This is a genomic window from Bradyrhizobium sp. AZCC 1693 (genome assembly GCF_036924745.1).
Classification (GTDB): Bacteria; Pseudomonadota; Alphaproteobacteria; order Rhizobiales; family Xanthobacteraceae; genus Bradyrhizobium.
The window spans coordinates 94,185-119,486 of record NZ_JAZHSD010000001.1 but is presented as its reverse complement, the minus strand read 5'-3'; the positions used below and the strand labels follow the sequence as shown (position 1 = coordinate 119,486).

Here is a 25,302-nt window from a genome sequence, read left to right as displayed (position 1 = left end):
GCCCAGCAACCATAATGCACAAGCTGCCCCCTTGAAGGAAGCCGCCGCCTATGGACATGCTGGTCAAGCTGTACGCGCTGCCTCCCTCCCGCGACGTGTTTGAGCGCCTGGGCAAGGCGGCCATCACGACGCGGCGCGCGCTCGCTCCGGAAAAGCACAAGGTCGTCGCCTGGGTCCGACAGAATTTCAGCGAGGCCTGGGCCAGCGAAGTCGATGTAGCGTTTTCCCGGCAACCGGTCTCCTGCTTCATCGCCATCAGGCAAAAGAGCATTCTGGGGTTTGCCTGCCATGACGCGACCTGCCCCAACTTCTTTGGGCCCACGGGAGTGGACCAGAACGAAAGAAAGAACGGGATCGGCAAGGCACTGCTTTTCAATTGCCTCGAAGCCATGAAGCAGCAGGGATATGGCTACGCCATTATCGGTGGCGTGGGCCCTGCGGAGTTCTATGCAAAGACGGTCGGCGCGATACCGATCGAGGGCTCCGAACCCGGCGTTTATCGCGGGCTGTTGTAGCGCGGACAATCGGGAGCACGACATGGCCGAACGCGAGATCGACGCCATCCGCAGATTGCTGACGTCAAAACCGCGGCCGGTCGGCTGGTCGGAGCGAAGTGAACGTCTCGACGAAGTCGGATCGACCTGGCCGGTGGCGTCCGACGTGACATGCGAGGCCGTCAATTGCGACGGCGTCGCGGGTGAGTGGTCGATCGTTCCGGGCAGCGAGCCGATGCGCGCGCTGCTGTATTTCCACGGCGGCGGATATTGCTCCGGCTCGATTGTGAGTCACCGGCGCCTGGTGACGGAGGCCGGGCGCGCGGCACACACACGTACGCTTGCGATCGACTATCGGCTTGCCCCTGAACATCCCTACCCTGCTGCGCATGATGACGCGCTCGCCGCGTGGCGCTTCCTGCGTAAGCAAGGCATTCCGGCAACGAGTATCGCCGTCGGCGGCGACAGCGCCGGCGGCAACCTGACGCTCGGGCTGATCAGCCGTTTGCGCGCGGCGGGAGAGCCGCTGCCCGCCTGCGCCTGGCTGATTTCGCCGTGGACCGATCTCACCATGTCAGGCAGCACGCTCGCGACCAAGGACGCCGTCGATCCGCTGATTCACAAGGTCTATCTCGCTGAACTTGCGGATGCCTATGCGCCGCCTTCCATCGATCGCCGCGATCCGCTGGTCTCGCCCCTGTTTGCCGATCTCACAGGCTTTCCGCCGGTCCTGATTCAGGTCGGCTCGGCCGAGACATTGCTCGCGGACGCGACGCGGCTTGCCGAGGCCGCGGGGGCGGCTGATGTCGATGTGACGCTGCAAATCTGGCCGCACATGATCCATGCATGGCCGGTCTGGAATGCAAATCTCGAAGACGGCCGCCGCGCGTTGGCCTACGCCGGCCAGTTCATCCGGGCGCAGATCCGGTAGCCCCGAGGGGCTCTCCGGGCCGTTCCTGCAGCTCAAACCGCGGTCACCTAAGGGTTTTGCCCGGAATCCCGCGGCCTCTCGGCAAATCCCGGGTTTTAGCGCCGTCCGGCCTATGCTATTTTGGAACTTTAGAATCACGTCCGGATTTGGAGTCGCATGATCGAACTCGCGCCCCGGAGTGCCAGCCCCATCGCGCGTTTCGGCGGACAGCCGATTGCGATCGCCGCTGCGGCCCTCGTCATTGTTGTGGTTGGCGTAACCTCTATCACCCTCTGGCGTGCCTATACCGGCAGCGCCCCCGAGACCGAACGCGTGGCCGCGACCCGGCAGTTGCAGGCGCGCGCCACTCAGGCGTCCGAACAACTGGTCGAGAAGACCAAGGGTCTGGAGGCGACGCAGCAGGAATCGATCGATCAGCTGCAGGTGGTGCAGGATCAACTGCTGACCGTGCGCCGCCTGCTCGCCGCGCAGCAGACCGACACCAGGAAGCTTTCCGAGCAGGTCGGAACGCTCACCGAAGCGATCGATGGCTTGCGGCAATCCTTTGCCAGCGCGCAAGCCGCCGAACCCGCCGCCACTCCCGCGCCCCGCAAGCGGTCGGTCAAGGCAGGGCCCCGCACCAGCCGAACCGCGAACCGCGGCAAGTCGCGCGGCTGATCGAAGCTCCTATTCCAAGCGGTCTACGGCCTGTCGGCTCCGTGCGTGAGCCGGCATGGCCGGCTGGACTCGTCATCGTGGCCGGGCGGGACTGTGCCCTGAGAAAGCCGCCGCTCCGGCAATTTTTCTCCACCGAGTGTGAACTGGTTCACATATGGCCGGGAGATTCACGGGCATCCTGAAATTCACCGGATGGCGTGAGCCGATTTTAATATCCGGGGCTGGCAAGGTCGTTGACGGTATACTGCGTCGACGGCCTTGTTTTTTTGTGCCCGATTTTGGGCGGTTGCGCCGTGCGCCCCCCAACCAGCTGACATCTCGCAAGCAGGTGATTTGCGTTTGCGCCGGTTTACAAGCTGAATGCGCCTCCAAAAAAAGGAGGGCCGCCATGAGCGCCGAACCGCTGCCGACCTCGGATGTCATCGGACTGACCAAAGTCGCACCATTCTCGCGACGCGGCTTCATGACCGCGTCGGCCGCAGTGACGGCGGGCTACACGCTTGCGGCCGGGCCGGTGCGCGCCGACGCGATCAAGACCGAGACCAGCGGACTGGCCACCGGTGACGTCAGGATCAAGGTCGCCGACGACGAGATGCCCGGCTATTTCGCGCGGCCGGCCGGCGTCAGCAACCCGCCGGTGGTACTGGTGGCGATGGAGATTTTCGGTCTGCACGAATACATCAAGGACGTGACGCGACGCCTCGCCAAGCTCGGCGCGTTCGCGGTGGCGCCGGATTACTATTTCCGCAAGGGCGTCGACCTGACCAAGGTCACGGATATCCCGCAGCTACTCCCGATCGTGAATTCGAAACCGGACGCCGAACTATTATCCGATCTCGACGGCACCGCTACCTGGGCCAGGTCGGAGGGCGGCGATACTTCGAGACTGGGCATCATCGGGTTCTGCCGCGGCGGACGCACGGTCTGGGAATATGCCGCCCACAGCAGCACGCTCAAGGCGGGCGCGGCGTTCTACGGTCCGCTGGTCGATCCGCCGAATCCGGTCTGGCCGAAGAGCCCGACGCAGCTCGCGGGCGAGATGAAAGCGCCCGTCCTCGGCCTCTACGGCGAGGCCGACGCCGGCATTCCCGTCGCAACGGTAGAAGCCTTCAAAGCGGCTTTGGCGGCGGACAAGAAGACTGCCGAGTTCAAGATCTATCCCGGCGCACCGCATGGCTTCCACGCCGACTATCGCCCGAGATACCGCAAGGAAGCCGCCGAGGACGCCTGGAGCCAGATGCAAGCCTGGTTCAGAAAGTACGGGGTGTTGAGCTAGCTTGAGGTGAAACAGAGGTCCTCAATAGCTTACCGAAGCCTGCAACGAGACACGCCAGGATCCGGCCGGGGTATGCAACCCATCAGTCATGGCTCTGGCCGCCAGCAACTTTGAGTTGAAATTTTGCCCGACCGAAAAGTCGAATCCTGCCCCAGCGGATGACAGCGTGGATTCGCGCCGGAAAAAAAGATCCCGCCCCCACCCGACGTCGGCCAAGAGGAACGGCGCCAGCGTGCCCGGCATCCAGGAAGGCATGCTGGGCATCGAGACGTAAAGCGAGTTGCGCAGGATCATGGCCTGGTCGACTGCACCGTCTTCGGTCACATAACCGCGCACCGCGTGGATGCCGCCGAGCCCGATGCGTTCAGTGTCCGGAAGCGGCTTGGATGACGCCAGCACGGACACTTCCGATTTCAGCGACAGGCCCTTCGGCAGCGGTGTCACGCGGCCAAACTCGAGGGTGACGAGATTGGTCCGCACATCGGTGATGCGTCCATTGGTGAAGGCGCTCCAGGCACCCGAATTGTTGCCGGACAGGATACCGCCGGGGTTGGATTTGAAACGGACGTCGAGGGTGTTGGCGCCCAGATTGTCCGACCAGCGCCCGTTCCATCCGACCACCAATTGGGCAACATCGGCGCTGCCCTCCGCGACAGGCGTACCATCGAAGATGGTCGTGCGTAGCTGGTGCTTGAGTTCGACGCCGCCGAGCAGATCGCCTGTTGTCGACGGCACCAGACCGGACAGCGCGGTCCGAACGATTGCCGATGCCTGGCTGGTTTGAGTCTTGATCCGGAACAGATTGTTCGGCCGCTCATTGGTCAGCACGTGATCGCCCACGACCTCGAGACTCGTGCGCAATCCGAGCGGCGTGAGCAGCCGCCCCGCCTGGCTGACATATTTGGCGTCGTCGGGCCGGCTGAACAGCCCGTCGTCGACCCAGAAATTTCCGCTGCCGGTGAGCTGATAGGACGCGAGGATATCGGCAGACGGCGCGCCGCTGGCGCCGACATAATAGCGATTGCGATCAGTCAGGAGCGTGCCGCTGTTGGCATAGCCGGCGTACACCTGCCACGGCTTGCGGTCCGTCACCTGGATGTTGACGTCGGTCAGGCCGAAGTCCTTGCCCGGACCGAACACCGCTTCGACCTGCCGAAACGGATTGCGATTGGCCCAGTCGAGATCGGTCTCGAGTTTGCGCGCGTCGATTTCCTGTCCGGGGACGAGCCGGATGCGGCTTTGCGGATAGTTCTCGGCCGCGGCACCCGTCACCTTGATGCCGGCGACCTTGAAGAGGATCACGCGGAGCTGAAGCACGCCGGACGATACTTCCTGCGGCGGCAGCGTGACTGATACGAACGGCCGCCCTGCTTCGCGGTAAGCTGTGGCCACCGCCGCCTGCACCTCGGCAATCAGCTTGCGGCTGAGCGGTCGATCGACGAATGGCGTGAGTTGCTCGCGAAGCGCAGCGGCGTCGACACCGCTGACCTCGCTCACATCGACACCCGTCGCGCCGCTGACCGGCTTCGCGCCGGCGTTTGCTCCAATCAGGACGATGGCTCGAACATTCACGCCGAGCGGCGTTGCATCATCGCTCTTGAGCAGATCGTTGGTATCGATCTTTATCGCCGATGCGCGACGCGGCGGCTCCGGTGGCAGATTGCGCTCCACCACTTGCGCCTGCGCGATGCCATCGGGCGCGATCGCAACAAAGCAGGTCATGATCAGCGCGCACCAGGTGCGGATTCCGCTTCCATGACGCGCGGATGTTCGTACCCGCTGTGTCATGCGCGATCCGAAATGTTCTGAAAGCGATGGCGGCATCATGACGACCGGAGCCTGCCAGGGCTTCGGGGATATCGACGCGTGAGTCTGCATGTGCTGCACGTTTCCGACGTTCTGTCGCACACGGCGAACAATGAATAAGTCAACCAATACGGTTTATGGATTAAGAACGGTTTAAGGTTGAGTTCCATGTGTGGCAAAACCGCAGCGTGAATGGTTGAAACGGCTCTGCTCGCACCAACTTATGCGTGTATCGACGCATCCGGATCTGTGTGGACGCTTGCCGTGGCCTCACGCAATCAACGTTCAATTGTCGACGAAGGCTGGCAGCCGATTGCGATTGATCATTGTGTCGACGAATCTGGCGCGTTCGCCAATCCGCCGATTGTCCGGATGAGGAAGCTCAAGGCATTGCCTGGATTTGCAGATGATTGCGGCAGCCGATTGCTCGATGCTCACGGGCTCGCGCATCTGCTCGGGCGGCTGCGGCGCGGGCAAAGCCACCCGCGACTTCACGTAAGCTCCGAGTTCTGCGGTCGGTACGCGAGGGGCCGCCGCCGGCGTAATCGTGAGGCTCGCTCCAACAAAGGCGAAGGCGTAGTTCGATGAGGCCCCAAGCGTTCCCTGCGTGATCCCGTAGGTGCCGGCATCGCTGGCTGTCGTCGCCGACGTCGCCAGCGCGCCCGACAGCGTGTCGCCGTTGACGAGCCCGGAGCCGCCGACCTGATAGGTCAGCGCCGGATTGGCATCGCCATAGGCGCGGCTCTTCGCATCGGCCGTCACGGTGATCGCCCGCTGGGTGACGGTCAGATTGGCACTCGCATAGTTCAGCGCATAGTTGGCCGAGGCCGCTAGCGTGCCCTCCCCGATGCCATAGACGCCGACGTTGCTGGCTGCTGTCGCCGACGCCGCCAGCGCACCCGACAGCGTATCGCCATTGACGAGACCCGAGCCGCCAACCTGATAGGTCAGCGCCGGATTGGTATCGCCATAGGCGCGGCTCTTCGCATCGGCTGTGACGGTGAGCGCGCGCTGGGTGACGGTCAGGTTGTTGCTCGTATAGTTCAGCGCGTAGTTGCCCGAGGCCGCCAAGCTGCCCTGCGTGATGCCGTAGGTGCCAACGTTGCTCGAAGTTGTCGCCGACGTCGCCAGCGCGCCCGACAGCGTGTCGCCGTTGACCAGCCCGGAGCCGCCGACCTGATAGGTCAGCGCTGGATTGGCATCTCCATAGGCACGGCTCTTGGCGTCCGCCGTCACCGTGATCGCCCGCTGGGTGACCGTCAGGTCGTTGCTCGCATAGTTCAGCGCGTAGTTGCCCGAGGCCGCCAAGCTGCCTTGCGTGATGCCGTAGGTGCCAACGTTGCTGGCTGTCGTCGCCAACGTCGCCAATGCGCCCAACAATGTATCGCCGTTGACCAGACCCGCGCCGCCGACCTGATAGGTCAGTGCCGGGTTCGCGTCGCCGTAGGCACGGCTCTTCGCATCGGCCGTGACGGTGAGCGCGCGCTGGGTGACGGTGAGGTTGTTGCTCGTATAATTCAGCGCATAGTTGCCCGAGGCCGCCAGCGTCCCCTGTCCGATCCCGTAGGTGCCTACATTGCTGGCTGTCGTCGCCGACGTCGCCAGCGCACCCGACAGCGTATCGCCATTGACGAGCCCGGAGCCGCCGACCTGATAGGTCAGCGCCGGATTAGTATCGCCGTAGGTGCGGCTCTTGGCGTCGGCCGTCACCGTGATCGCGCGCTGGGTGACGGTGAGGTTGTTGCTCGTATAGTTCAGCGCGTAATTGCCCGAGGCCGCAAGGCTGCCTTGCGTGATCCCGTAGGTGCCGGCATCGCTGGCTGTCGTCGCCGATGTCGCCAGCGCGCCCGACAGCGTGTCGCCATTGACGAGCCCGGAGCCGCCGACCTGATAGGTCAGCGCCGGGTTGGCATCGCCATAGGCCCGGCTCTTCGCATCGGCCGTCACCGTGATCGCCCGCTGGGTGACGGTGAGGTTGTTGCTCGTATAGTTCAGCGCGTAATTGCCCGAGGCCGCGAGGCTGCCTTGCGTGATGCCGTAGGTGCCGACATTGCTGGCTGTCGTCGCCGATGTCGCCAGCGCACCCGACAGCGTGTCGCCATTGACCAGGCCCGCGCCGCCGACCTGATAGGTCAGCGCCGGATTGGCATCGCCATAGGCCCGGCTCTTCGCATCGGCTGTTACCGTGATCGCGCGCCGCGTGACCGTGAGATTGGCGCCTGTAAACGAAGACAGTGTGTAGTTGCTCGAGGCCGCGAGCGTACCCTGCGTGATGCCGTAGGTGCCAACGTTGCTGGCTGTCGTCGCCGACGTCGCCAGCGCACCCGACAGCGTATCGCCGTTGACGAGCCCGGAGCCGCCGACCTGATAGGTCAGCGCCGGATTGGCATCGCCATAGGCACGGCTCTTGGCATCGGCCGTCACGGTGATCGCCCGCTGGGTGACGGTGAGGTTGCTGCTCGTATAGTTCAGCGCATAGTTGCCCGAAGCCGCGAGGCTGCCTTGCGTGATGCCGTAGAGGCCGACATTGCTGGCTGCTGTCGCCGACGTCGCCAGCGCGCCCGACAGCGTGTCGCCATTGGCCAGGCCCGCGCCGCCGACCTGATAGGTCAGCGCCGGATTGGCATCGCCATAGGCGCGGCTCTTGGCATCGGCCGTCACCGTGATGGCGCGCTGGGTGACGGTGAGGTTGCTGCTCGCATAGTTCAGCGCATAATTGCCCGAGGCCGCCAGCGTTCCCTGTCCGATGCCGTAGGTGCCGACATTGCTGGCTGCTGTCGCCGACGTCACCAGCGCACCCGACAGCGTGTCGCCATTGGCCAGGCCCGCGTCGCCGACCTGATAGGTCAGCGCTGGATTGGCATCGCCATAGGCACGGCTCTTGGCATCGGCCGTCACGGTGATCGCCCGCTGGGTGACGGTGAGGTTGCTGCTCGTATAGTTCAGCGCATAGTTGCCCGAAGCCGCGAGGCTGCCTTGCGTGATGCCGTAGAGGCCAACGTTGCTGGCTGTCGTCGCCGACGTCGCCAGCGCACCCGACAGCGTGTCGCCATTGGCCAGGCCCGCGCCGCCGACCTGATAGGTCAGCGCCGGATTGGCATCGCCATAGGCGCGGCTCTTGGCGTCGGCCGTCACGGTGATTGCCCGCTGAGTGACGGTGAGGTTGTTGCTCGCATAGTTCAGCGCATAGTTGCCCGAAGCCGCAAGGCTGCCTTGCGTGATGCCGTAGGTGCCGACATTGCTGGCTGCTGTCGCCGACGTCACCAGCGCGCCCGACAGCGTATCGCCATTGGCCAGGCCCGCGCCGCCGACCTGATAGGTCAGCGCCGGATTGGCATCGCCATAGGCACGGCTCTTGGCATCGGCCGTCACCGTGATGGCGCGCTGGGTGACGGTGAGGTTGCTGCTCGTATAGTTCAGCGCATAGTTGCCCGAAGCCGCAAGGCTGCCTTGCGTGATGCCGTAGAGGCCGACATTGCTCGAAATTGTTGCCGATGTCGCCAGCGCGCCCGACAATGTATCGCCATTGACCAGGCCCGAACCGCCGACCTGATAGGTCAGCGCTGGATTGGCATCGCCATAGGCGCGGCTCTTGGCGTCGGCCGTCACGGTGATCGCCCGCTGGGTGACGGTGAGGTTGTTGCTCGTATAGTTCAGCGCGTAATTGCCCGAGGCCGCCAGCGTCCCTTGTCCGATCCCGTAGATGCCAACGTTGCTGGCTGTCGTCGCCGATGTCGCCAGCGCACCCGACAGGGTCTCGCCATTGGCCAGGCCCGCGCCGCCGACCTGATAGGTCAGCGCCGGGTTGGCATCGCCATAGGCCCGGCTCTTGGCATCGGCCGTCACCGTGATCGCCCGCTGGGTGACGGTGAGATTGGCGCCCGTAAATGAAGATAGTGTGTAGTTGCTCGATGCGGCGAGCGTGCCTTGCGTGATGCCGTAGGTGCCTACATTGCTGGCTGTCGTCGCTGACGTCGCCAGCGCACCCCACAGCGTATCGCCGTTGACCAGCCCGGAGCCGCCGACCTGATAGGTCAGCGCCGGATTGGCATCGCCATAGGCCCGGCTCTTCGCATCGGCTGTTACCGTGATCGCGCGCCGCGTGACCGTGAGATTGGCGCCTGTAAACGAAGACAGTGTGTAGTTGCTCGAGGCCGCGAGCGTACCCTGCGTGATGCCGTAGGTGCCAACGTTGCTGGCTGTCGTCGCCGATGTCGCCAGCGCGCCCGACAGCGTGTCGCCATTGACCAGGCCCGAGCCGCCGACCTGATAGGTCAACGCCGGATTAGTATCGCCGTAGGTGCGGCTCTTCGCGTCGGCCGTCACCGTGATGGCGCGCGGCGTAACCGTCAGCGCGGCAGGCGTTTGGATCAGGCGATAGGCCTGCCCGGCGGCGCTGATGACGCTGCCGCCCGCTGTGATCGCATAGCTGCCGACATTGGACGTCGTCGTCGCCGCCGTTGACAGCGAGAGGCCGGAGAGAATGGCTGATGTGTCGCCCGTGTGCAGGCCGTAGACCGTATAGGTGAGAGCCGGGTTGGCGTCGCCGTAGACCCGCGACGCATTGGCGGGGTCGACGCGCAGGACATAATTGACGCCGTAGAGCTGCGGATAATAGCCGACGCTCGGCGCCGACCACACGAGGGCGAAGTCCCAGCCGGCGTATGTGGTCGCGTAGTTGGCAGGATTCTGCATCTGGCTGGTGGTCAGGCCGATCCCGCCGTTGACGCTTCCGTTTCCGATGGCGGCGTTCTGGCCTGTCGTCACCGTGTCAAAATAGGATTGGGTGATCGTGCCACCATTATTGCCGACCAGCCCGCCGAGGGTAGAGCCGCTCACCGCCCCGGCGGCGTAAGCCTGGGTGATGGTGCCGCTATTGTTGCCGGCAAGACCTCCGGCGGCCTTGCCGTTGACGGCGCCGACGGCGTAAGCCTGCGTGATCGCGCCATCATTGTAGCCGACAAGTCCACCGACATAAAAATTGGGAGTGCCGACCGTCACGCTGGCATAGGATTGCGTGATGTTGCTGCCCGTACCAACGTTTTTCCCGACCAGCCCGCCGACATCATTGCCGGTGCCGTTCACCACGCCTGTCGCGTAGGACCGCGTGATGGTGCCGGCGTTGTTGCCGGCCAGTGCGCCGACCTCGTTCCTGCCGGTTACTGCGGCGCCCAGCAGACCGACGTCCTGCACCGTTACGCCCGTTCCAACATATCCAAACAGTCCGACATCGTCGGTCGTCAATCGATTGATGGTCAGGTTAGCAATAGTGTGCCCCAGGCCGTTGAACGCTCCGGTGAATTTGGTGGCGGTGCTGCCGATCGGGACGAAGCCCGCCGACGACCACATGCCAGGATATTTGCCGCCGACGGCCGTCAGGCTGGAGCCGAGGTCGATGTTGCCCGCCAGCGTGTAGCTCGCGCCGAGATTCATCGCCATCAACTGCAATTGGTGCGCGTTGGTGATGGTGGTCTGGTATTCCCAGCGGCCGAACGGCCGGGTCTGGCCGTCGACCATGAACCAGCCGGTCGTGCCTGTTCCCGGAAAGCTGAAGCTGCTATAGGCGCTCTGCTTGAAGGCGTAGTTGGCCGCTGCGGACTGCGCGGGGTCGCTGGTCACTGCAGTCACGCCGGCTGAACCGCCGGAGCCGACGCCGGACGCCTGCCCCGTCGTGTAACTATCCCAGTACGATTGCGTGATGGAGTTGCCGTTGTAGCCGACCAGCCCGCCGACAGCGCTCGGGCTGCCGCCTGTGCCGGTCACGGCGCCGGTCGCATGGACCTGCGACATCGAGCCGGCGGTAGGACCGGCAGCGATATTGTTCAGCCCGACGGCGCCGCCAACATAGAGCGGTCCGCTCACGCTGCTGTTCGAATAGCCATTCGACAAGATCTGAAAGTTATAGCCGACGAGGCCGCCGGCGCCGGCGCTGATGGCGGTGACCGATCCGCTCGAGTAGACATTGCTGACCGTCCCGTAGTTGTTGCCGACGATCGCGCCGACGGAAGTTCCCCCGGTGATGGTTGCACCGATGACGCCAACGTTGCTTACCGTGCCGCCGGCGGCGAGATAGCTGATCAGCCCGACGTTTTGGTCTGACGGACGATTGATGAAGAGGCCCGAGATCGTGTGGCCCTGGCCGTCCAGGTTTCCGGTGAAGCTGTTGCCGGCCCCGATCTGCTGGAACCCGGCCCCGCTGTTCCAGGTGGACGTGACGCCGGCATCGATGTCGCGGCTGAGCGCATAGGTGCCGGCCTTGTTGTTGTTCATATTCTGCAGGTCATAGATGGTGTTGACCAGCATGTATGTCTTCAGCGTGGCGCCGCCGGTGACGTTGCCGCTGAAAGTCGTCTGCGTCGGCGCTGTATATTTGGTGGTGTTGACGGTCGAGCTGCTGCCGGTCGGGTTGTAGAAGATCGAGACCGTTCCCGCGGTCGACACCTGGCCGCCGCCGAACGTCACGGTGCCAGTGCCGGTGCCGACATTGTCGGCGCGCAGCACGACACCGCCGCCGCCGGTGCTCGTGATGTTGGCATTGACCGCGATGTTGCGATAGGCGCTCAGCGTCAGCGTCGCGCTGGTCGACCAGTTGATTCCGCTGGCCACCGTGATGTCGCCGTTGCCGCCGGTCCCGGACGCGCTCGTCTGCTGGGTGACGTCGCTGCCCCCATTGAGCGCGGTCGCGATGGTGCCGGCGAGCGTTGAATTGATCGTGAGGTCCACCGGATCGAGCAGCCAGGTGCCGCCGGGGCCGGCATTGACGCTGCCGCCCGCGAAATCGAACGTATGCCCCGAGGTCTCGATGAAGCCGCCGCGCAGTCCGGTGGCGCTGATCGTACCGCCAAACGACGTCGTGCCGTCCGACCACACCACCACATTGCCGCCCGCGCCCGATGCGCCGTCTGCCGTGATCGTCGCGCCGGCCTCGATCGTCGTGCTCTGCGCATTGGCGATGGTCTGCGGTAGAAACTTCAGCGCGGCGTCCGATCCGCCGGCGCGGTCGCCGCCGATCAGCACGGTGCCGCCCGATGTCCCGCTGGCGTCGAGGGTAGCGCCCGAAGTCAGGGTGACGTCCGTGCCCGTCACCACGATGGTGCCGCCTGCGCCGCCGTTGCCCTTCGCCTCGATCGTGCCGCCGACCACGACCTTGTCGCCGCTGACGACGACGTCGCCGCCGGTGAACGAGCGCCGCCCGGAGACGCCTGCACGCATCGGCGCGGGCGCAACGTCCGCCTGAATACGCCGCGCCACGACTTTCTGCGTCACGTTGACCGAACCGCCCTCGGCCGTGAGAAAAATTCGTCCGCCCTTGCTGGCGACGCCTGTTGCCGTAATGGCCCGCCCGGCGTTGCCGGCAAGCGCATAGATGTTGCCGCCATTGGCGCGCAATTCCACTTCCGCCGCGCGGATTGCGCCGCTGTTGCGGATCTCGCCATCCTGCGCCGGACGCCGCACCAGCACCTTGCCATTGCCGAGCGAACCGTCGCTCAGCACCACCTCGCTGCCGGAGGCCATCGCGGCGGTGCCGTTGCGCGCCGTCAGCGAGCCGTCGTTACGAACCTGACGCGCGATCAGGACGACGTCGCCCTTCGACGAGCCGATCTTGCCGAGATTCACCACCGAGGCGTTGCTGTTGCCGCTGAAAGTCAGCGATCCTCCGGCGCGGAACTCCGCATCCTTGACGTCCAGTGTCGAGGCCACGAAGCTGCCGCCGGTCTTGATCACGCCGGTCGGTCCGACGACGACGCCCGACGGATTGACGAGGTAGACCGAGCCGGTCGCCGACAGGACGCCGTTGATCGACGACGGCACGTTGCCGGTCACGCGGTTGAGTGTCGCGCCGCTACCGTTATTGAACTGGACCTGGTGGCCCTGCCCGACCGAAAAGCTCGACCAGTTGACGATGCCGGTGGCGCTCGATTGGGTGACCGTAAGACCGGTCGGCGACGTCGAACCGATTGCAACGCTTCCGCTGACCACCGTTCCGCCGGTCGGCAGCGATTGCGCCATCGACGGCTGCGCGCAACCCAGGCCGCACAAAAGCACAATCAGGCTGACGGAGGCTCGAAGCTCCCTGGCCGATAAAAGACTCGACGTGGATGAGACGATCAATCGAACCACCATCCGCTACAGATCTCGGCACGACGAACTTCCCGCCTCCACAAATTCTTTGTCGGACTTGCAATGGTTCGATGCACGCGCGGCAAAGTTCCACGAGACTATCTAAGGATGTTCCAACTAATATTCGCAATTTTTCGGAAAATTGCGAATGATAGCCAGTGACGGCGGACGTCGGGCATCGCGCGCAGTACGTGATGCCGCAAAAGCGCACGGTGCTGTCGAGATCGCCTATCCGACGCGATCGCTCTTGCGATACGGCTTGGACATCCGATGCGCGCATCGAAGCAGGTGAATCTGTGCTGCCGCTTCCCTGAAAGAAACGGCAGGTGTCGCCGGCAAAGGAAAACAAGTCGAGGACGACGCCGAAGTTTCGCGCAGACGGCCGCGCACGACGGCCGTGGCTCATGCGATCAAGATCAATTGTCGAGAGAGGCCGGCAGCCGATTGCGATCGGTCATCTTGTCGACGAATCTGGCCCGGGTGCCAATTCGCCGGTTGTCGGGATGAGGAAGCTTGAGGCATTGCTCGGATTTGCAGATGATTGCGGGAGATGATTCACCGATACTTTCGGACTCGAGCGTCCGCTCGGACGGCTGTGGCGCGCGCACCGGCACTGACGACTTCACGGAGGATCCGGGCATTTCGGTCGGCACTCGAGGGGCCGCCGGTGTAATCGTGAGATTCGCTCCAACATAGATGAAGGCATAATTCGATGAGGCCGCGAGCGTTCCTTGCGTGATCCCGTAGATACCGGCATTGCTGGCTGCGGTCGCCGACGTTGCCAGCGCGCCCGACAGGGTGTCGCCATTGGCCAGCCCCGAGCCACCGACCTGATAGGTCAGCGCTGGATTGACGTCGCCATAGGCGCGGCTCTTCGCATCGGCCGTCACCGTGATCGCCCGCGGCGTGACGCTGAGATTGGCGCCGGTAAATGAAGACACCGTGTAGTTGATCGAAGCCGCCAGCGTGCCCTGCGTGATGCCATAGACGCCGACATTGCTGGCTGCCGTCGCCGACGTCGCCAGCGCGCCCGACAGCGTATCGCCATTGACCAGGCCCGAGCCGCCGACTTGGTAGGTCAGCGCCGGATTGGCATTGCCATAGGCGCGGCTCGCGGCATCGGCCGTGACGGTGATCGAGCGCGGCGTGACGGTCAACGTGCCGGGTGCATCGATAAAGCGATAGGCCTGCCCGGAGACGCTGACGGCACTGCCGCCGCTTGCGCTGATCGCGTAGGTGCCGACATTCGATGTCGCCGTCGCCGCCGTCGATACCGAGAGGCCGGTGACGATCCCCGCCGTATCGCCGGCATGAAAGCCATAGATTGAATAGGCGAACGCCGGGTTGGCTTCACCATAGACCCGCGACGCATTGGCCGGGTCGACCCGCAGCACGTAGTTGACGCCATAAAGCTGCGGATAGTAGCCGGCGCTCGGGGCTGACCAGACGGTGGAGAAATCCCAGCCCGCGTAGGTCGACGCAAAGTTTGCGGGATCGTGCATCTGGCTGGTGGTCAGGCCCGTCGCACCCGCCGCGTTTCCGGCCCCGACGCCGACCGATCGTCCTGATGTGGTCGTGTCCCAATAGGATTGCGCAATGCTGCTGGCATTGCTGCCGACCAGCCCCCCGACAAGAGCTGAGGCGTTCACCGTTCCGACGGCGTAGGTCCGCGCGATCGTGGCACCGCTGGCGTTGTAGCCGACTAGCCCGCCGGTACCCTGCGTGCCACCGCTGACGGCACCGGTGGCATAACTGTCGAGCACCTTCCCGTTGTTCTGTCCGACCAGGCCGCCGGTGCGCGTGCTCCCGGTGCCGGAACTCACAGAACCGGTGGCGTAGCTGTTCTGGATGATCGCGGCAGCACCATTGTTCCACCCAACCAGGCCGCCAAAGGGGGCGGTAGCTGAGCCGCTTCCAGAGACGGCGACCGTCGCGAAGCTGCCGGAGATGCTGCCGAGATTCACGCCCACCAGGCCGCCGGCATATCCAACGCCGCTGACCGTGACGGTGCCGGACGCGGAGGCGTTGTTGATGCTCTTGCCCGAATTGTTTTGGCCGACGAGGCCACCGATGCGAAGTGACCCCGCGATGGCGCCCGAGATAGAGACGTTGGAGATGCTGCCGTTGTTAAACCCGGTGAGACCGCCGACATAGCCGAGGCCGGTGACGGTGGCGTTCTGCAGGCTGAGATTGCTGGCCGATCCGCCAACCCCGATAGCGCCGAATAGTCCGACGTAAGCGGTCGACGGCAGGTTAATCGCAAGATTCCGGATCGCGTGGCCCTGCCCGTCGAAGCCTCCGGTGAACTGGGTGGACGAATTGCCGATCGGCGAGAATCCGCTCGACGACCACATGCCGGGATGTTTGCCTCCCACAGCAAGCCCGCTCGAAAAATCAATATCGGATGCGAGCTTGTAGCTCGCGCCGAGGTTCATCGCTATCAACTGAAGCTGGTGTGCGTTTGCTATATTGGTCGAGTATTCCCATTGGCCGAACGGGCGGGTCCGGCCGTCGATCGAGAACCAGCCGGTAGAGCGATTGCCGGAGGTAAAATCGAAATCGCTATAGGCGCTCTGCTTGAACGCATAGTTTGCCGCCGCCGACTGCGCAGGATCGCTGGTTACTTCAGTCAAGCTGATCGCCGCCTCGCCACTACCAATTCCGGCCGTCTGCCCCGTCGTGTGGCTGTCCCAGTAGGACTGCGTGATCGAGTCGCCGTTGTAGCCGACCAGCCCGCCGACATTGGACGTACCGCTCACATGGCCGGTTGCATAGGACTGGGTGACTGTAGTGCCCAAGTAGCCGACCAGCCCGCCCACATAGCTGCCGCCGCTCACGGGCCCGGTCGCATAGGCCCGGGATATGTCGCCGACGCTCACCCCGGCGATTCCGCCTGCATAGTCCACCGGCGCGCTCACGGCGCTTGCCGAATAAACGTTCGACAGCGACCCGTAATTGTAACCGACGATGCCGCCCGCTCCGGAATCGGTGGCGGTAACCGACCCGGATGTGTAAACTCCCGTAATGGTACCCATGTTTTGGCCAACGACGCCGCCGACGGCCGCTTGGCCCGTGATGGACACGTTCAGAAGCCCCAGATTCCTGACCGTCGCCGAGAATTCGGTGGAGCCGAACAACCCGACGAACTGGCTCGCAGGCCGATTGATGACGAGATTCGAGATTGTCTGGCCCTGGCCATCAAACGTTCCAGTGAAGTCCGTGCTGTAGTAGGAGTAGGTTCCGACCGGCGCGAAGCCCGCGCCGCCGTTCCACGATGCGGTTGCGCTCGCATCGATGTCGCGGCCGAGCGCATAGGTGCCGGCCAGATTGTTCTTCATATTCTGCAGGTCATAGACGGTGTTGACCAGCATATAGGTCTGGAGCGTGGCGCCGCCGGTGACGTTGGCGCTGAAACTCGTCTGCGTCGGCGCCTTGTATTTGGCGGCATTGACGGTCGAGTTGCTGCCGGTCGGGTTGTAGAAGATCGAGACCGTCCCCGCGGTCGAGATCTGGCCCCCGCCGAAGGTCACGGTGCCTGTCCCCGTGCCGGCGTTGTCGGCGCGCAGCACCACGCCACCGCCGCCGGTACTCGTGATGTTGCTGTTGACCGCGATGTGGCGATAGGCGCTGAGCGTCAGCGTCGCACTGGTCGACCAGTTGATGCCGCTGGCCACCGTGATGTCGCCGTTGCCGCCGCTGCCGGTCGCGCTGGTCTGCTGGGTAACGTTGCTGCCGGCGTTGAGCGCGGTCGCGATGGTGCCGGCAAGCGTCGCATCGATCGTCAGATCGATGGGATCGAGCAGCCATGCGCCGCCCCTGCCGGCATTGATGCTGCCGCCGGTGAAGTTGAGCGTGTGCCCCGAGGTCTCGATGAAGCCGCCGCGCAGCCCCTGGGTGCTGATGGCGCCGGCGAACGACGTCGTGCCGTCCGACCACACCACCACATTGCCGCCGGCACCCGACGTGCCGTCGGCCGTGATCGTCGCACCCGCTTCGAGCGTCGTGCTCTGCGCATTGGCGATGGTCTGCGGCAGAAATTTCAGCGCAGCATCCGATCCGCCGGCGCGGTCGCCGCCGATCAGCACGGTGCCGCCCGATGTCCCGCTGGCGTCGATCCGAGCATTCGACGTCAGGGTGACGTCCGTGCCGGTCACCACGACGGTGCCGCCGGCGCCGCCGTTGCCCTTCGCCGCGATCGTGCCGCCGACCGTGACCGTGTCGCCGCTGACAACGATGTCCCCGCCGCTGGACGAGCCGCGTGTCCCGGCCTGCCGGCTGGCCGGCGCTACGTCCGCCAGCCTGCGCCGCGCCACGATTTTCTGGGTGACCGTGACCGAGCCGCCTTGAGCGGTCAGAAAGATGCGGCCGCCCTTGTTGACGATCCCCGTCGCCGAGATGTTATTCCCGGTGTTGCCGGCCAGCGCGTAGATGTTGCCGCCATTGGCGCGCAATTCTACTTCCGCCGCGCGGATCGCGCCGCTGTTGCGGATCTCGCCATCCTGCGCCGGACGCCGCACCAGCACCTTGCCATTGCCGAGCGAACCGTCGCTCAGCACCACCTCGCTGCCGGAGGCCATCGCGGCGGTGCCGTTGCGCGCCGTCAGTGAGCCGTCGTTACGAACCTGACGCGCGATCAGGACGACGTCGCCCTTCGACGAGCCGATCTTGCCGAGATTCACCACCGAGGCGTTGCTGTTGCCGCTGAAGGTCAGCGATCCTCCGGCGCGGAACTCCGCATCCTTGACGTCCAGTGTCGAGGCCACGAAGCTGCCACCGGTCTTGATCACGCCGGTCGGTCCGACGACGACGCCTGCCGGATTGACGAGGTAGACGGAGCCGGTTGCCGACACGAGCCCGTTGATCGACGACGGCACGTTGCCGGTCACGCGGTTGAGTGTCGCGCCGCTACCGTTATTGAACTGGACCTGGTGGCCCTGCCCGACCGAAAAGCTCGACCAGTTGACGATGCCGGTGGCGCTCGATTGGGTGACCGTAAGACCGGTCGGCGACGTCGAACCGATTGCAACGCTTCCGCTGACCACCGTTCCGCCGGTCGGCAGCGATTGCGCCATCGACGGCTGCGCGCAACCCAGGCCGCACAAAAGCGCAATCAGGCTGACGGAGGCTCGAAAGTTTCTGGTGCGCGAAGATGAGGGAGCTGACGTAGATGAGACGATCAATCGAACCACCATGCACTGAAAGGCGGCGGCACCGTCCCGTCCCCGCAAATTCCTTGTCGGACGTGCACGGTTCCATGCACACGCCGCACCGTTGCAGGTTCCAATCTAAGGATGCATCAATCAATAGTCGCAACTTATCTAAAAATTTTAAGTAACGAATGGTCACGGCGGACATCAGGCATTGCGCGGAACATGACTGCGCGCGATGTCCGCCCGACTATCCGATGCGATCGCCCTTGCGATGTGGTCTGGACATCCGGCGCAGCCTGGACATCTGCTCAATCTCCCAGAACATCCAGACGAACGCCGTACCCAGACCAACCACGACAATCAAAAACATCAACGTCAATGCGGGCGCTGTGAGCATGTTCAACATCCCCCATGCGGTGCAAACGGCGTATCAGCGAACGATATCATAACGGCCTCGGTGTAAGAACACCAAGGCCGCATTATTCGGGCCGGACGGGATCAGCCGCAGATCTGCACAGGCCGAATGCGCCAGCCATAAGGCGTCAGCACGCTCCGCCGCACGATGTAGCAGCCGCCATCGCCGTAGTAGTAGGGATCGTCGTAGCCATAGCCGGCGTAATACGGATCGCCGTAATCATAATAATCGTTGTAGTAGCCGCCGTAGAGGCCGTAGCCCAAGCCGAGTCCGATTGCTGCCGCGGCAATCGGAAATCTCCGATGATGCCTGAATCCGGGGTGGAAGCCGCCGCGGAAACTGTTGACGGCCAGGGTGCCGCCGCGAAATCCGGCAGCCGGCAAAGCGGCCGCACGGAAACCACCGCCCCCGATCCCGGCCGCACGGAAACCGCCGCCGCCAATCGCGGCAGCCCGAAAGCCGCCACCGCCCATTCCCATCCCGCCGCGGAAGCCACCGCCGCCCATTCCGCCACCGCGGAAGCCGCCGCCCATTCCGCCGCCGTGGAAACCACCACCGCCAAAACCACCGCGGGCCGAAGCCACGTCCGGCGCCAGCATGGCGACCGACGCGCATGCGAACAAGGCGATCATCATTTTGCGTAACATGACCCATCCTCCGTGATCTTGCGTTCGAACGCTCGACGCTTTCGGCGTCGGATCCTCACAGATCCGGAGCAACTCTAGGACCAGTTCTCAGAGTTGGCTGGGCAATTTTGCTCACTTCTGCGCGACTGTATTTGGAAGATCAGCAGCCGCGGCAAATGCTCTTGATCTTGCGATCGACCGTCTTGTTCTCTTCCGTGATGGCCGCGTCAACGCTTTCTGACCCCGCCGATTTTCCCGCGCCCGTCGTTACACCGCTTTCGGTGTTGACGCCGCGACCAGACGACTGGGCAGTACCAGCGCTGTTGGTACCTGGCGGGGGCGGCGACGCAAGCCTGGACGAATTGGCCGGGCCGCTCGGATCTTGGCCGGCATTGTTCAACCCGCCCGGATTGGCAGGACCTGACGGCACCCCGGTGACGCTTTGCGTGCCAGCACCGGCCGAACCCGCGCTCGGCGAGCCGGCAGCGCTGCCGCTGCTGCTCCCGGTGGACGATCCACCAGTTGATCCACCGGCGCTCTGCGCAACCGAAATGGCCGGGAATATCAGGATCGCGATCGCCGCAATGGCGGCAGTTGCAGAGGCTATCTTCATCGGAAATCTCCTTTTCGGAGCAACGACGGCGCCCCGGCCGTTGTTCCTGCCGGAACGATTTTCGATCCAGATCATTCATTCACATCCGCTCGACATCAGGAACTGGCCGCGCTTGCGCAAATTGATCGCCTTCGACGACGACACGCTCGACAAGCTCACCCAGCTTGCGCGTGACCGGATGGCGACATTTCAGGAATTGGCCGACGAAGCCTTTGCGGACCTGCTCAAGAAACACGGCATTCCCATCGACCTCAAGGACGCACTGCGGGCAAGTGCAGGGCTTTCGAAGGCCGTGACGGCGAAGAACACAAGATCGAAAACCGGAAAGACGCCATCATGAATTCCGACCCCGACCCTTTCGAGCTAGGCGAGCGCGCCGCGCGCCAGAACATTCCGGCGGAAGCCAATCCGTATCGGGATGGCAGCGAGGAGCATGCGCTCTGGGCTGCCGGCCATGAAAAGGTCGCCGGCGCCCGCGAGGCGAACGAGAGCGAAGGCAAATGAGCCGGTAAGCAGGCCGGCGTCAGCCGATCTTCTTCAATCCGTTTTTGAAGCGCGGGCCGTTAATGGCATAGAACTTTGCCGCACTTCCCATCGCCGTCACCTGCTCCGGCGTCAGCGTGCGGACCACGCGCGCGGGCGAGCCGATGATCAAGGAATATTCGGGATACTCCTTGCCTTCGGTGATGACCGATCCCGCGCCGACGATGCTGCCGCGGCGTATGCGAGCGCCGTTCATCACGATCGAGCCCATCCCGACCAGCGCGTCGTCTTCGAGCGTGCAGCCGTGCAGGATGACATTGTGGCCGACGGTGCAGTTCTTGCCGATCGTCAGCGGAAAGCCGCGGTCAGTGTGGCAGGTGGAATTGTCCTGCACGTTGGAGCCTTCGCCGATCTCGATCCACTCATTGTCGCCGCGCAGCACCGCGCCGAACCACACGCTGGCCGAATTCAGAAGGCGCACCTTGCCGATCACGACAGCGGTATCTGCGATGAAATAGTTTCCGTCTCCGGGGAGTTCAGGCCCCTGTCCGTCGAGTTCGTAGATCGCCATGGCAAAAAGGTCTCCGTTGGCGGAGACCTTTGCACAGCCGCCGGCGCGGGATCAAGCGAGCAGGCCTGAAGCCTCAGGCCAGCACGCCGGTGGCACGCAGCGTCATCAGGAAAAACGTGCCGGACATCAAGCTCCAGAAGCCTGAAAGCACGGTCGCCATCATCACGAATTCGAAGCGGCGGCGCTCGATCTTCGCGCCGCGCAACGTGTTGCGCATGATGATGAAGGGTGCGGCGAAAACCAGAAACGGCACGGCCGCAAACGTCTTCGGCGCCACGCCTTCCCCGAGCAGCCCGAACCCCGCCGGCCGCGCCGCCATCGCCTGATAGCCGCTGGCGAGCGCGCCTGCGAGCGCAAAGCCGATGCACAGGGAGAACAGGGAATTCAACGCATCGGGCGACATGGCAACTTCCCCTACTCGAAAAACCGCGCCCTGCTTTCGCAAAATTGGGCGGCGGCCGCCACAGCATCCTTAAGGAAAGGTTAACAACGGACCGCCCGGACCGCGTTTGCGCATGGCTAGCGGGGCCGGACTCCCGCGAAATCATGAGGAAACTGCGCTCCCCATGGCATATTCGCGGGATGATTCGCCTGGCTCTTGCCCGACCGATGCTTCGTTCATGACCCTGCTTTCGACGGCCCAGTACCTCGCCCGCGACACTCGCAGGGACCCGCGCTCGCACATGATCCTGATCATGGTCGCGGTAACCGTTGCCGCGAGCGCCGTTGCGCTGGTCGCCTATTTGCTGTGGCCGACCTGGGTCGCGCGCCCCGCCGGCGCCCCCGATCGGTTGCCGGTCAGCGTCGGCGCTACGCTCTTCAACGTGCCGACCGCGGCGATCCGCCGGAAAATCCAGCGTCACTCCGGGCCGCAGGAACGGGTCGATCTCAGTTTCGCCTTCCCGTCGCTGGAGCCGCCGGATGCGCCGAAGCACGTCAGCGCCAATACGATCGAGGAGAAGCAGCCGATCGACCGGATATTCGTGTCAATATCGGCCCACCACGATACGCTGGCGCCGGATGCGCGGGTCCGCACGATCTATCCGCGCTACCTCGAGCAGGCTTCAACGCCGGTGGAAGACGGATTGACGATGCGCACGTTTCGCGACGGCTCGCCCTACGCCAACGAAGACCTGTTCTCCGGCACGACGCCGAGCCTCAACGCGCGCTGTTCGCGCGACGGCCAGACGCCTGGCATGTGCCTGAGCGAGCGCCGCGTTGACGGCGCCGACCTGACGTTCCGCTTTCCGCGGAGTTGGCTGTCGCAATGGCGCGACGTTGCGAATGCGATGGACCGCTTGACGGCGCAGATGCGCGGGCCGAAGGGCTAGTGAACGGCAGGGCGAATTTGTAGGGTGGCAAAGGCGCGTCAGCGCCGTGCCCACCATCAATCCGCGACCACGAAAATAAGATGGTGGGCACGCCTCGCTAATGCGCCCCGTCACCCGACGTCGGCCAGATCTTCCTCGAGGATCGCCATCTGAAACTGGAACGAGCGATCGTCGTCCTCGTCATCGACGAACAGCACGCCGATGAACTCCTCGCCGATATAGACTTCGGCGGAATCGTCCTTTTTCGGCCGCGGCACGACGCGGATCTTGGGATTGCCGAATACGCGCTTGAGATAGGCGTCGAGCTTCCTGACTTCCTGAACGTCCACGGCGGTCTCCAATCGGATTCTTTGAATTTCCGGGAGGTTTTTAGGACGAGACGGCGCAGACTACCAGCCGTAACTTCACAAATACGGCTGCGAGAAAGTGTGGAAAATCAAAGCCCGATCGCACCAAGCATCTGATCCATGGTGCGCGACGGCTCTGCACAGCCGGCCTCGCCGACGATCTTGGCGGGGACGCCGGCGACCGTGACGTTGTGAGGCACAGGCTTGACCACCACCGAGCCGGCTGCGATGCGCGCGCAATGGCCGATCTCGATATTGCCGAGAATTTTCGCGCCCGCCCCGATCAGCACGCCGCGCCTGATCTTCGGATGGCGGTCCTCGTTCTCCTTGCCGGTGCCGCCGAGCGTGACGCCATGCAGGATCGAAACGTCGTCGTCGATCACGGCGGTCTCGCCGCAGACGAAACCGGTCGCGTGATCGAGGAAAATACCGCGGCCGATTTTGGCGGCGGGGTTGATGTCGGTCTGAAACACCGCCGACGAGCGGCTCTGCAGATAGTAGGCGAAATCCTTGCGGCCCTTTTGATAGAGCCAATGCGCCAGCCTGTGTGTTTGCAGCGCGTGGAAACCCTTGAAGTAGAGCAACGGATCGATGAAGCGCGAGGTTGCGGGATCGCGGTCGTAGACCGCGACCAGGTCGGCGCGGAACGCGTTGCCGAGATCGGGTTCGTCGCGCAGCGCCTCGTCATAGGTCTGGCGGATCAAATCGCCTGACAGCGCCGAATGATCGAGCCGCTCGGCGAGACGATGCACCACCGAATCTTCGAGGCGCTCGTGATGCAGCACGGTCGAATAGATGAAGGAAGCCAGTTCAGGCTCGCGGCGGACGATGTCCTCCGCCTCGCCCCGGACGCGGTCCCAGATCGGATCGAGTGCGGCGAGCTTCGAACCTTGCGGATTGACCTGATGCACTGCCATGGGGCTCTCGCAAATCCGTTTATTTCGTTGGTACTATAGCACGGCGGGCGGGCTTCTGTCCCGGGCAGGCGCTGGCCAAAGTAAACCGCCGCCGGGCCATTGGGCTCAGTTCAAGGTGGTCAACCAATTCCGGAAATCAAGCCGGATGATGTCCGACTATTGGTCAATTTCGGCCGGCCAGCCATTCCCGGATGCTGGAACCAAATGGGGGGAAGTCACATCAGCACGCAGATATTGCAGGCGCGGGCCGCCGCGGGCTGGCGGTCGGCCTGGATCGCGACCATCACCATCCCATTGATGTTGCTGGCCCCGGCCCTGTGGAATGGCTATCCCCTGCTCCAGTGGGATACCGGCGGCTACCTGGCACGATGGTATGAAGGCTACCTGGTGCCCAGCCGCTCCACCACGTTCGGCCTCTATCTTCATTTCGGCGAGGATTCGAGCTTCTGGATCAACCTCGGGATCAACGCGCTGGCGACGCTGTGGATCCTGCAGTTGACGCTGCGCGTGTTCGGCATCTCCCAGCCGTTGCGGCTCCTGGCCACGAGCCTCGTGCTGGTCCTGACCACCTCGCTGCCGTGGCTCGCCAGCACGCTGTTGACCGACATTTTCGCCGGCCTGTCGGTGCTTTCGCTCTTCATCCTGGCCGCGCATGGCGAGCGGACGTCGATCCCGGAAAAATGCCTGTTGTTCGGCCTCACCGCTTTCGCCGCGGCGACCCACAGCGCAACGCTCGCCGTGCTGCTCGGACTGTGCTGTGTGGGCTGGATCGCACGTCCGTTTCTGCGCGGGCGGATTTCCGTTTCCGGGCTGACGCAAGGTAGTCTCACCCTCGTCGCCGGCGCTGCGCTGCTGCTGTCGACCAATTTCGCATTGTCCGGGAAGCTGGCGTGGACGCCGGGCGGTTACGGCGTAGCCTTCGGACGGATGCTGCAGGATGGGATCGTCGCGCAATATTTGCGTGATCATTGCCCGAAGCTGAGCTTCAAGCTCTGCCCCTATCGCAATCAGCTTCCCGCCACCGCCGACCAGTTCCTGTGGGGCAACAGCATGTTCAACACGCTCGGCCGCTTTCAGGGGCTGAACGACGAGATGGGCTTTATCGTGCTGCATTCGCTGGCCGAGTATCCGGCCTGGCAGGCCAAGGCGGCGCTGACGGGAACGGTGCAGCAACTGGGCCATGTCGCCACCGGTGAAGGCATTGGCGTCTGGGTCGGCCATACCTACGGCATCATCGAGCGCTTTCTTCCCGCACAAGTGAAGCCGATGCGCGCGGCGCAGCAGCAGCGCTGGCATTTCGACTTCACCGCGATCAACGGGATTCATGTTCCCGTCGCGCTGGCGTCGATGCTGCTGGCCGCGATCCTGTTCGGCCACGGCGTGCTGCGCCGGCCGTTCGACGATCTCTCCTTGCTCGCCGGAACAGTCACATCAGCCGTGCTCGGCAACGCGTTCGTCTGTGCCGTGATATCCGGCCCGCACGATCGTTACGGCGCGCGGATGGCGTGGCTTGCGACCACGGTCGTGCTGATTGCGGCTATCCGGCATCTCGCCGGTGCCGGAG

General features: G+C 64.0%; 16 protein-coding genes and 1 pseudogene. 8 read left to right on the top strand and 9 right to left on the bottom strand.

Translation table 11 applies throughout. The features are described 5' to 3' along the window. Positions 1-50 precede the first annotated feature (50 nt). From V1293_RS00565 to V1293_RS00550, 4 genes are all read left to right on the top strand, one after another. A complete protein-coding gene (locus tag V1293_RS00565; RefSeq protein WP_334505761.1) occupies positions 51-515 on the top strand; it encodes a GNAT family N-acetyltransferase in 465 nt (154 codons plus the stop codon). 22 nt (positions 516-537) lie between these two features. Continuing rightward, complete coding sequence (locus tag V1293_RS00560) at positions 538-1,425, top strand: alpha/beta hydrolase (protein WP_334505759.1); 888 nt, start codon at positions 538-540, stop codon at positions 1,423-1,425. A gap of 156 nt (positions 1,426-1,581) precedes the next feature. Further along, positions 1,582-2,082 carry a hypothetical protein gene (locus V1293_RS00555; RefSeq protein WP_334505757.1) on the top strand — a complete coding sequence of 167 codons (501 nt, stop codon included), beginning with the start codon at positions 1,582-1,584 and terminating at the stop codon, positions 2,080-2,082. 388 nt (positions 2,083-2,470) lie between these two features. After that, on the top strand, positions 2,471-3,358 hold the full coding sequence (locus tag V1293_RS00550; protein WP_442894192.1) for a dienelactone hydrolase family protein: 888 nt from the start codon (positions 2,471-2,473) through the stop codon (positions 3,356-3,358). A 21-nt stretch (positions 3,359-3,379) separates the two neighbouring features. On the opposite strand, the gene V1293_RS00545 is transcribed toward V1293_RS00550, so the two are convergent. The 5 genes from V1293_RS00545 to V1293_RS00525 all read right to left on the bottom strand — a co-directional run bounded on the left by V1293_RS00545 (position 3,380) and on the right by V1293_RS00525 (position 19,497). Continuing rightward, positions 3,380-5,146, bottom strand: a complete 1,767-nt coding sequence (locus tag V1293_RS00545; protein ID WP_334505755.1) for a ShlB/FhaC/HecB family hemolysin secretion/activation protein — start codon at positions 5,144-5,146, stop codon at positions 3,380-3,382. A gap of 303 nt (positions 5,147-5,449) precedes the next feature. After that, the gene (locus tag V1293_RS00540; protein WP_334505753.1) at positions 5,450-13,174 is read right to left on the bottom strand and encodes an MBG domain-containing protein; all 7,725 of its coding nucleotides are present in this window, start codon (positions 13,172-13,174) and stop codon (positions 5,450-5,452) included. Between the two features lie 527 nt (positions 13,175-13,701). Continuing rightward, positions 13,702-18,357 carry a beta strand repeat-containing protein gene (locus tag V1293_RS00535; protein WP_334505752.1) on the bottom strand — a complete coding sequence of 1,552 codons (4,656 nt, stop codon included), beginning with the start codon at positions 18,355-18,357 and terminating at the stop codon, positions 13,702-13,704. A 325-nt stretch (positions 18,358-18,682) separates the two neighbouring features. After that, complete coding sequence (locus V1293_RS00530) at positions 18,683-18,832, bottom strand: hypothetical protein (RefSeq protein ID WP_334505751.1); 150 nt, start codon at positions 18,830-18,832, stop codon at positions 18,683-18,685. A gap of 101 nt (positions 18,833-18,933) precedes the next feature. Further along, complete coding sequence (locus V1293_RS00525) at positions 18,934-19,497, bottom strand: hypothetical protein (RefSeq protein ID WP_334505750.1); 564 nt, start codon at positions 19,495-19,497, stop codon at positions 18,934-18,936. 425 nt (positions 19,498-19,922) lie between these two features. Here V1293_RS00525 and V1293_RS36075 point away from each other — a divergent pair, with 425 nt between their 5' ends. Then, positions 19,923-20,429: a hypothetical protein gene (locus V1293_RS36075; RefSeq protein ID WP_442894191.1), complete on the top strand. Its 507-nt coding sequence runs from the start codon at positions 19,923-19,925 to the stop codon at positions 20,427-20,429. Next, entirely contained in the window at positions 20,426-20,593 is a 168-nt protein-coding gene (locus V1293_RS00515; RefSeq protein WP_334505749.1) for a hypothetical protein, read from the top strand. Before V1293_RS36075 ends, V1293_RS00515 begins: the two co-directional genes overlap by 4 nt. Positions 20,594-20,612: 19 nt before the next feature. On the opposite strand, the gene V1293_RS00510 is transcribed toward V1293_RS00515, so the two are convergent. Both V1293_RS00510 and V1293_RS00505 read right to left on the bottom strand, forming a co-directional pair. Beyond that, complete coding sequence (locus V1293_RS00510; protein ID WP_334505748.1) at positions 20,613-21,143, bottom strand: gamma carbonic anhydrase family protein; 531 nt, start codon at positions 21,141-21,143, stop codon at positions 20,613-20,615. A 73-nt stretch (positions 21,144-21,216) separates the two neighbouring features. Next, the gene (locus V1293_RS00505; protein WP_334505747.1) at positions 21,217-21,546 is read right to left on the bottom strand and encodes a DUF6949 family protein; all 330 of its coding nucleotides are present in this window, start codon (positions 21,544-21,546) and stop codon (positions 21,217-21,219) included. Positions 21,547-21,763: 217 nt separating this feature from the next. On the opposite strand from V1293_RS00505, the gene V1293_RS00500 reads away from it, so the two are divergent. Next, complete coding sequence (locus V1293_RS00500) at positions 21,764-22,474, top strand: hypothetical protein (protein WP_334505746.1); 711 nt, start codon at positions 21,764-21,766, stop codon at positions 22,472-22,474. Between the two features lie 110 nt (positions 22,475-22,584). Here the strand turns inward: V1293_RS00500 and V1293_RS00495 are convergent, their stop codons facing one another. Next, a complete protein-coding gene (locus V1293_RS00495; RefSeq protein WP_025590201.1) occupies positions 22,585-22,803 on the bottom strand; it encodes a DUF3126 family protein in 219 nt (72 codons plus the stop codon). A gap of 107 nt (positions 22,804-22,910) precedes the next feature. Next, positions 22,911-23,738, bottom strand: a complete 828-nt coding sequence (gene cysE, locus V1293_RS00490) for a serine O-acetyltransferase (RefSeq protein WP_247520682.1) — start codon at positions 23,736-23,738, stop codon at positions 22,911-22,913. Between the two features lie 204 nt (positions 23,739-23,942). On the opposite strand from cysE, the pseudogene V1293_RS00485 reads away from it, so the two are divergent. Continuing rightward, a pseudogene (locus tag V1293_RS00485) lies at positions 23,943-25,295 on the top strand (hypothetical protein); the annotation flags it as partial. Positions 25,296-25,302 lie beyond the last annotated feature (7 nt).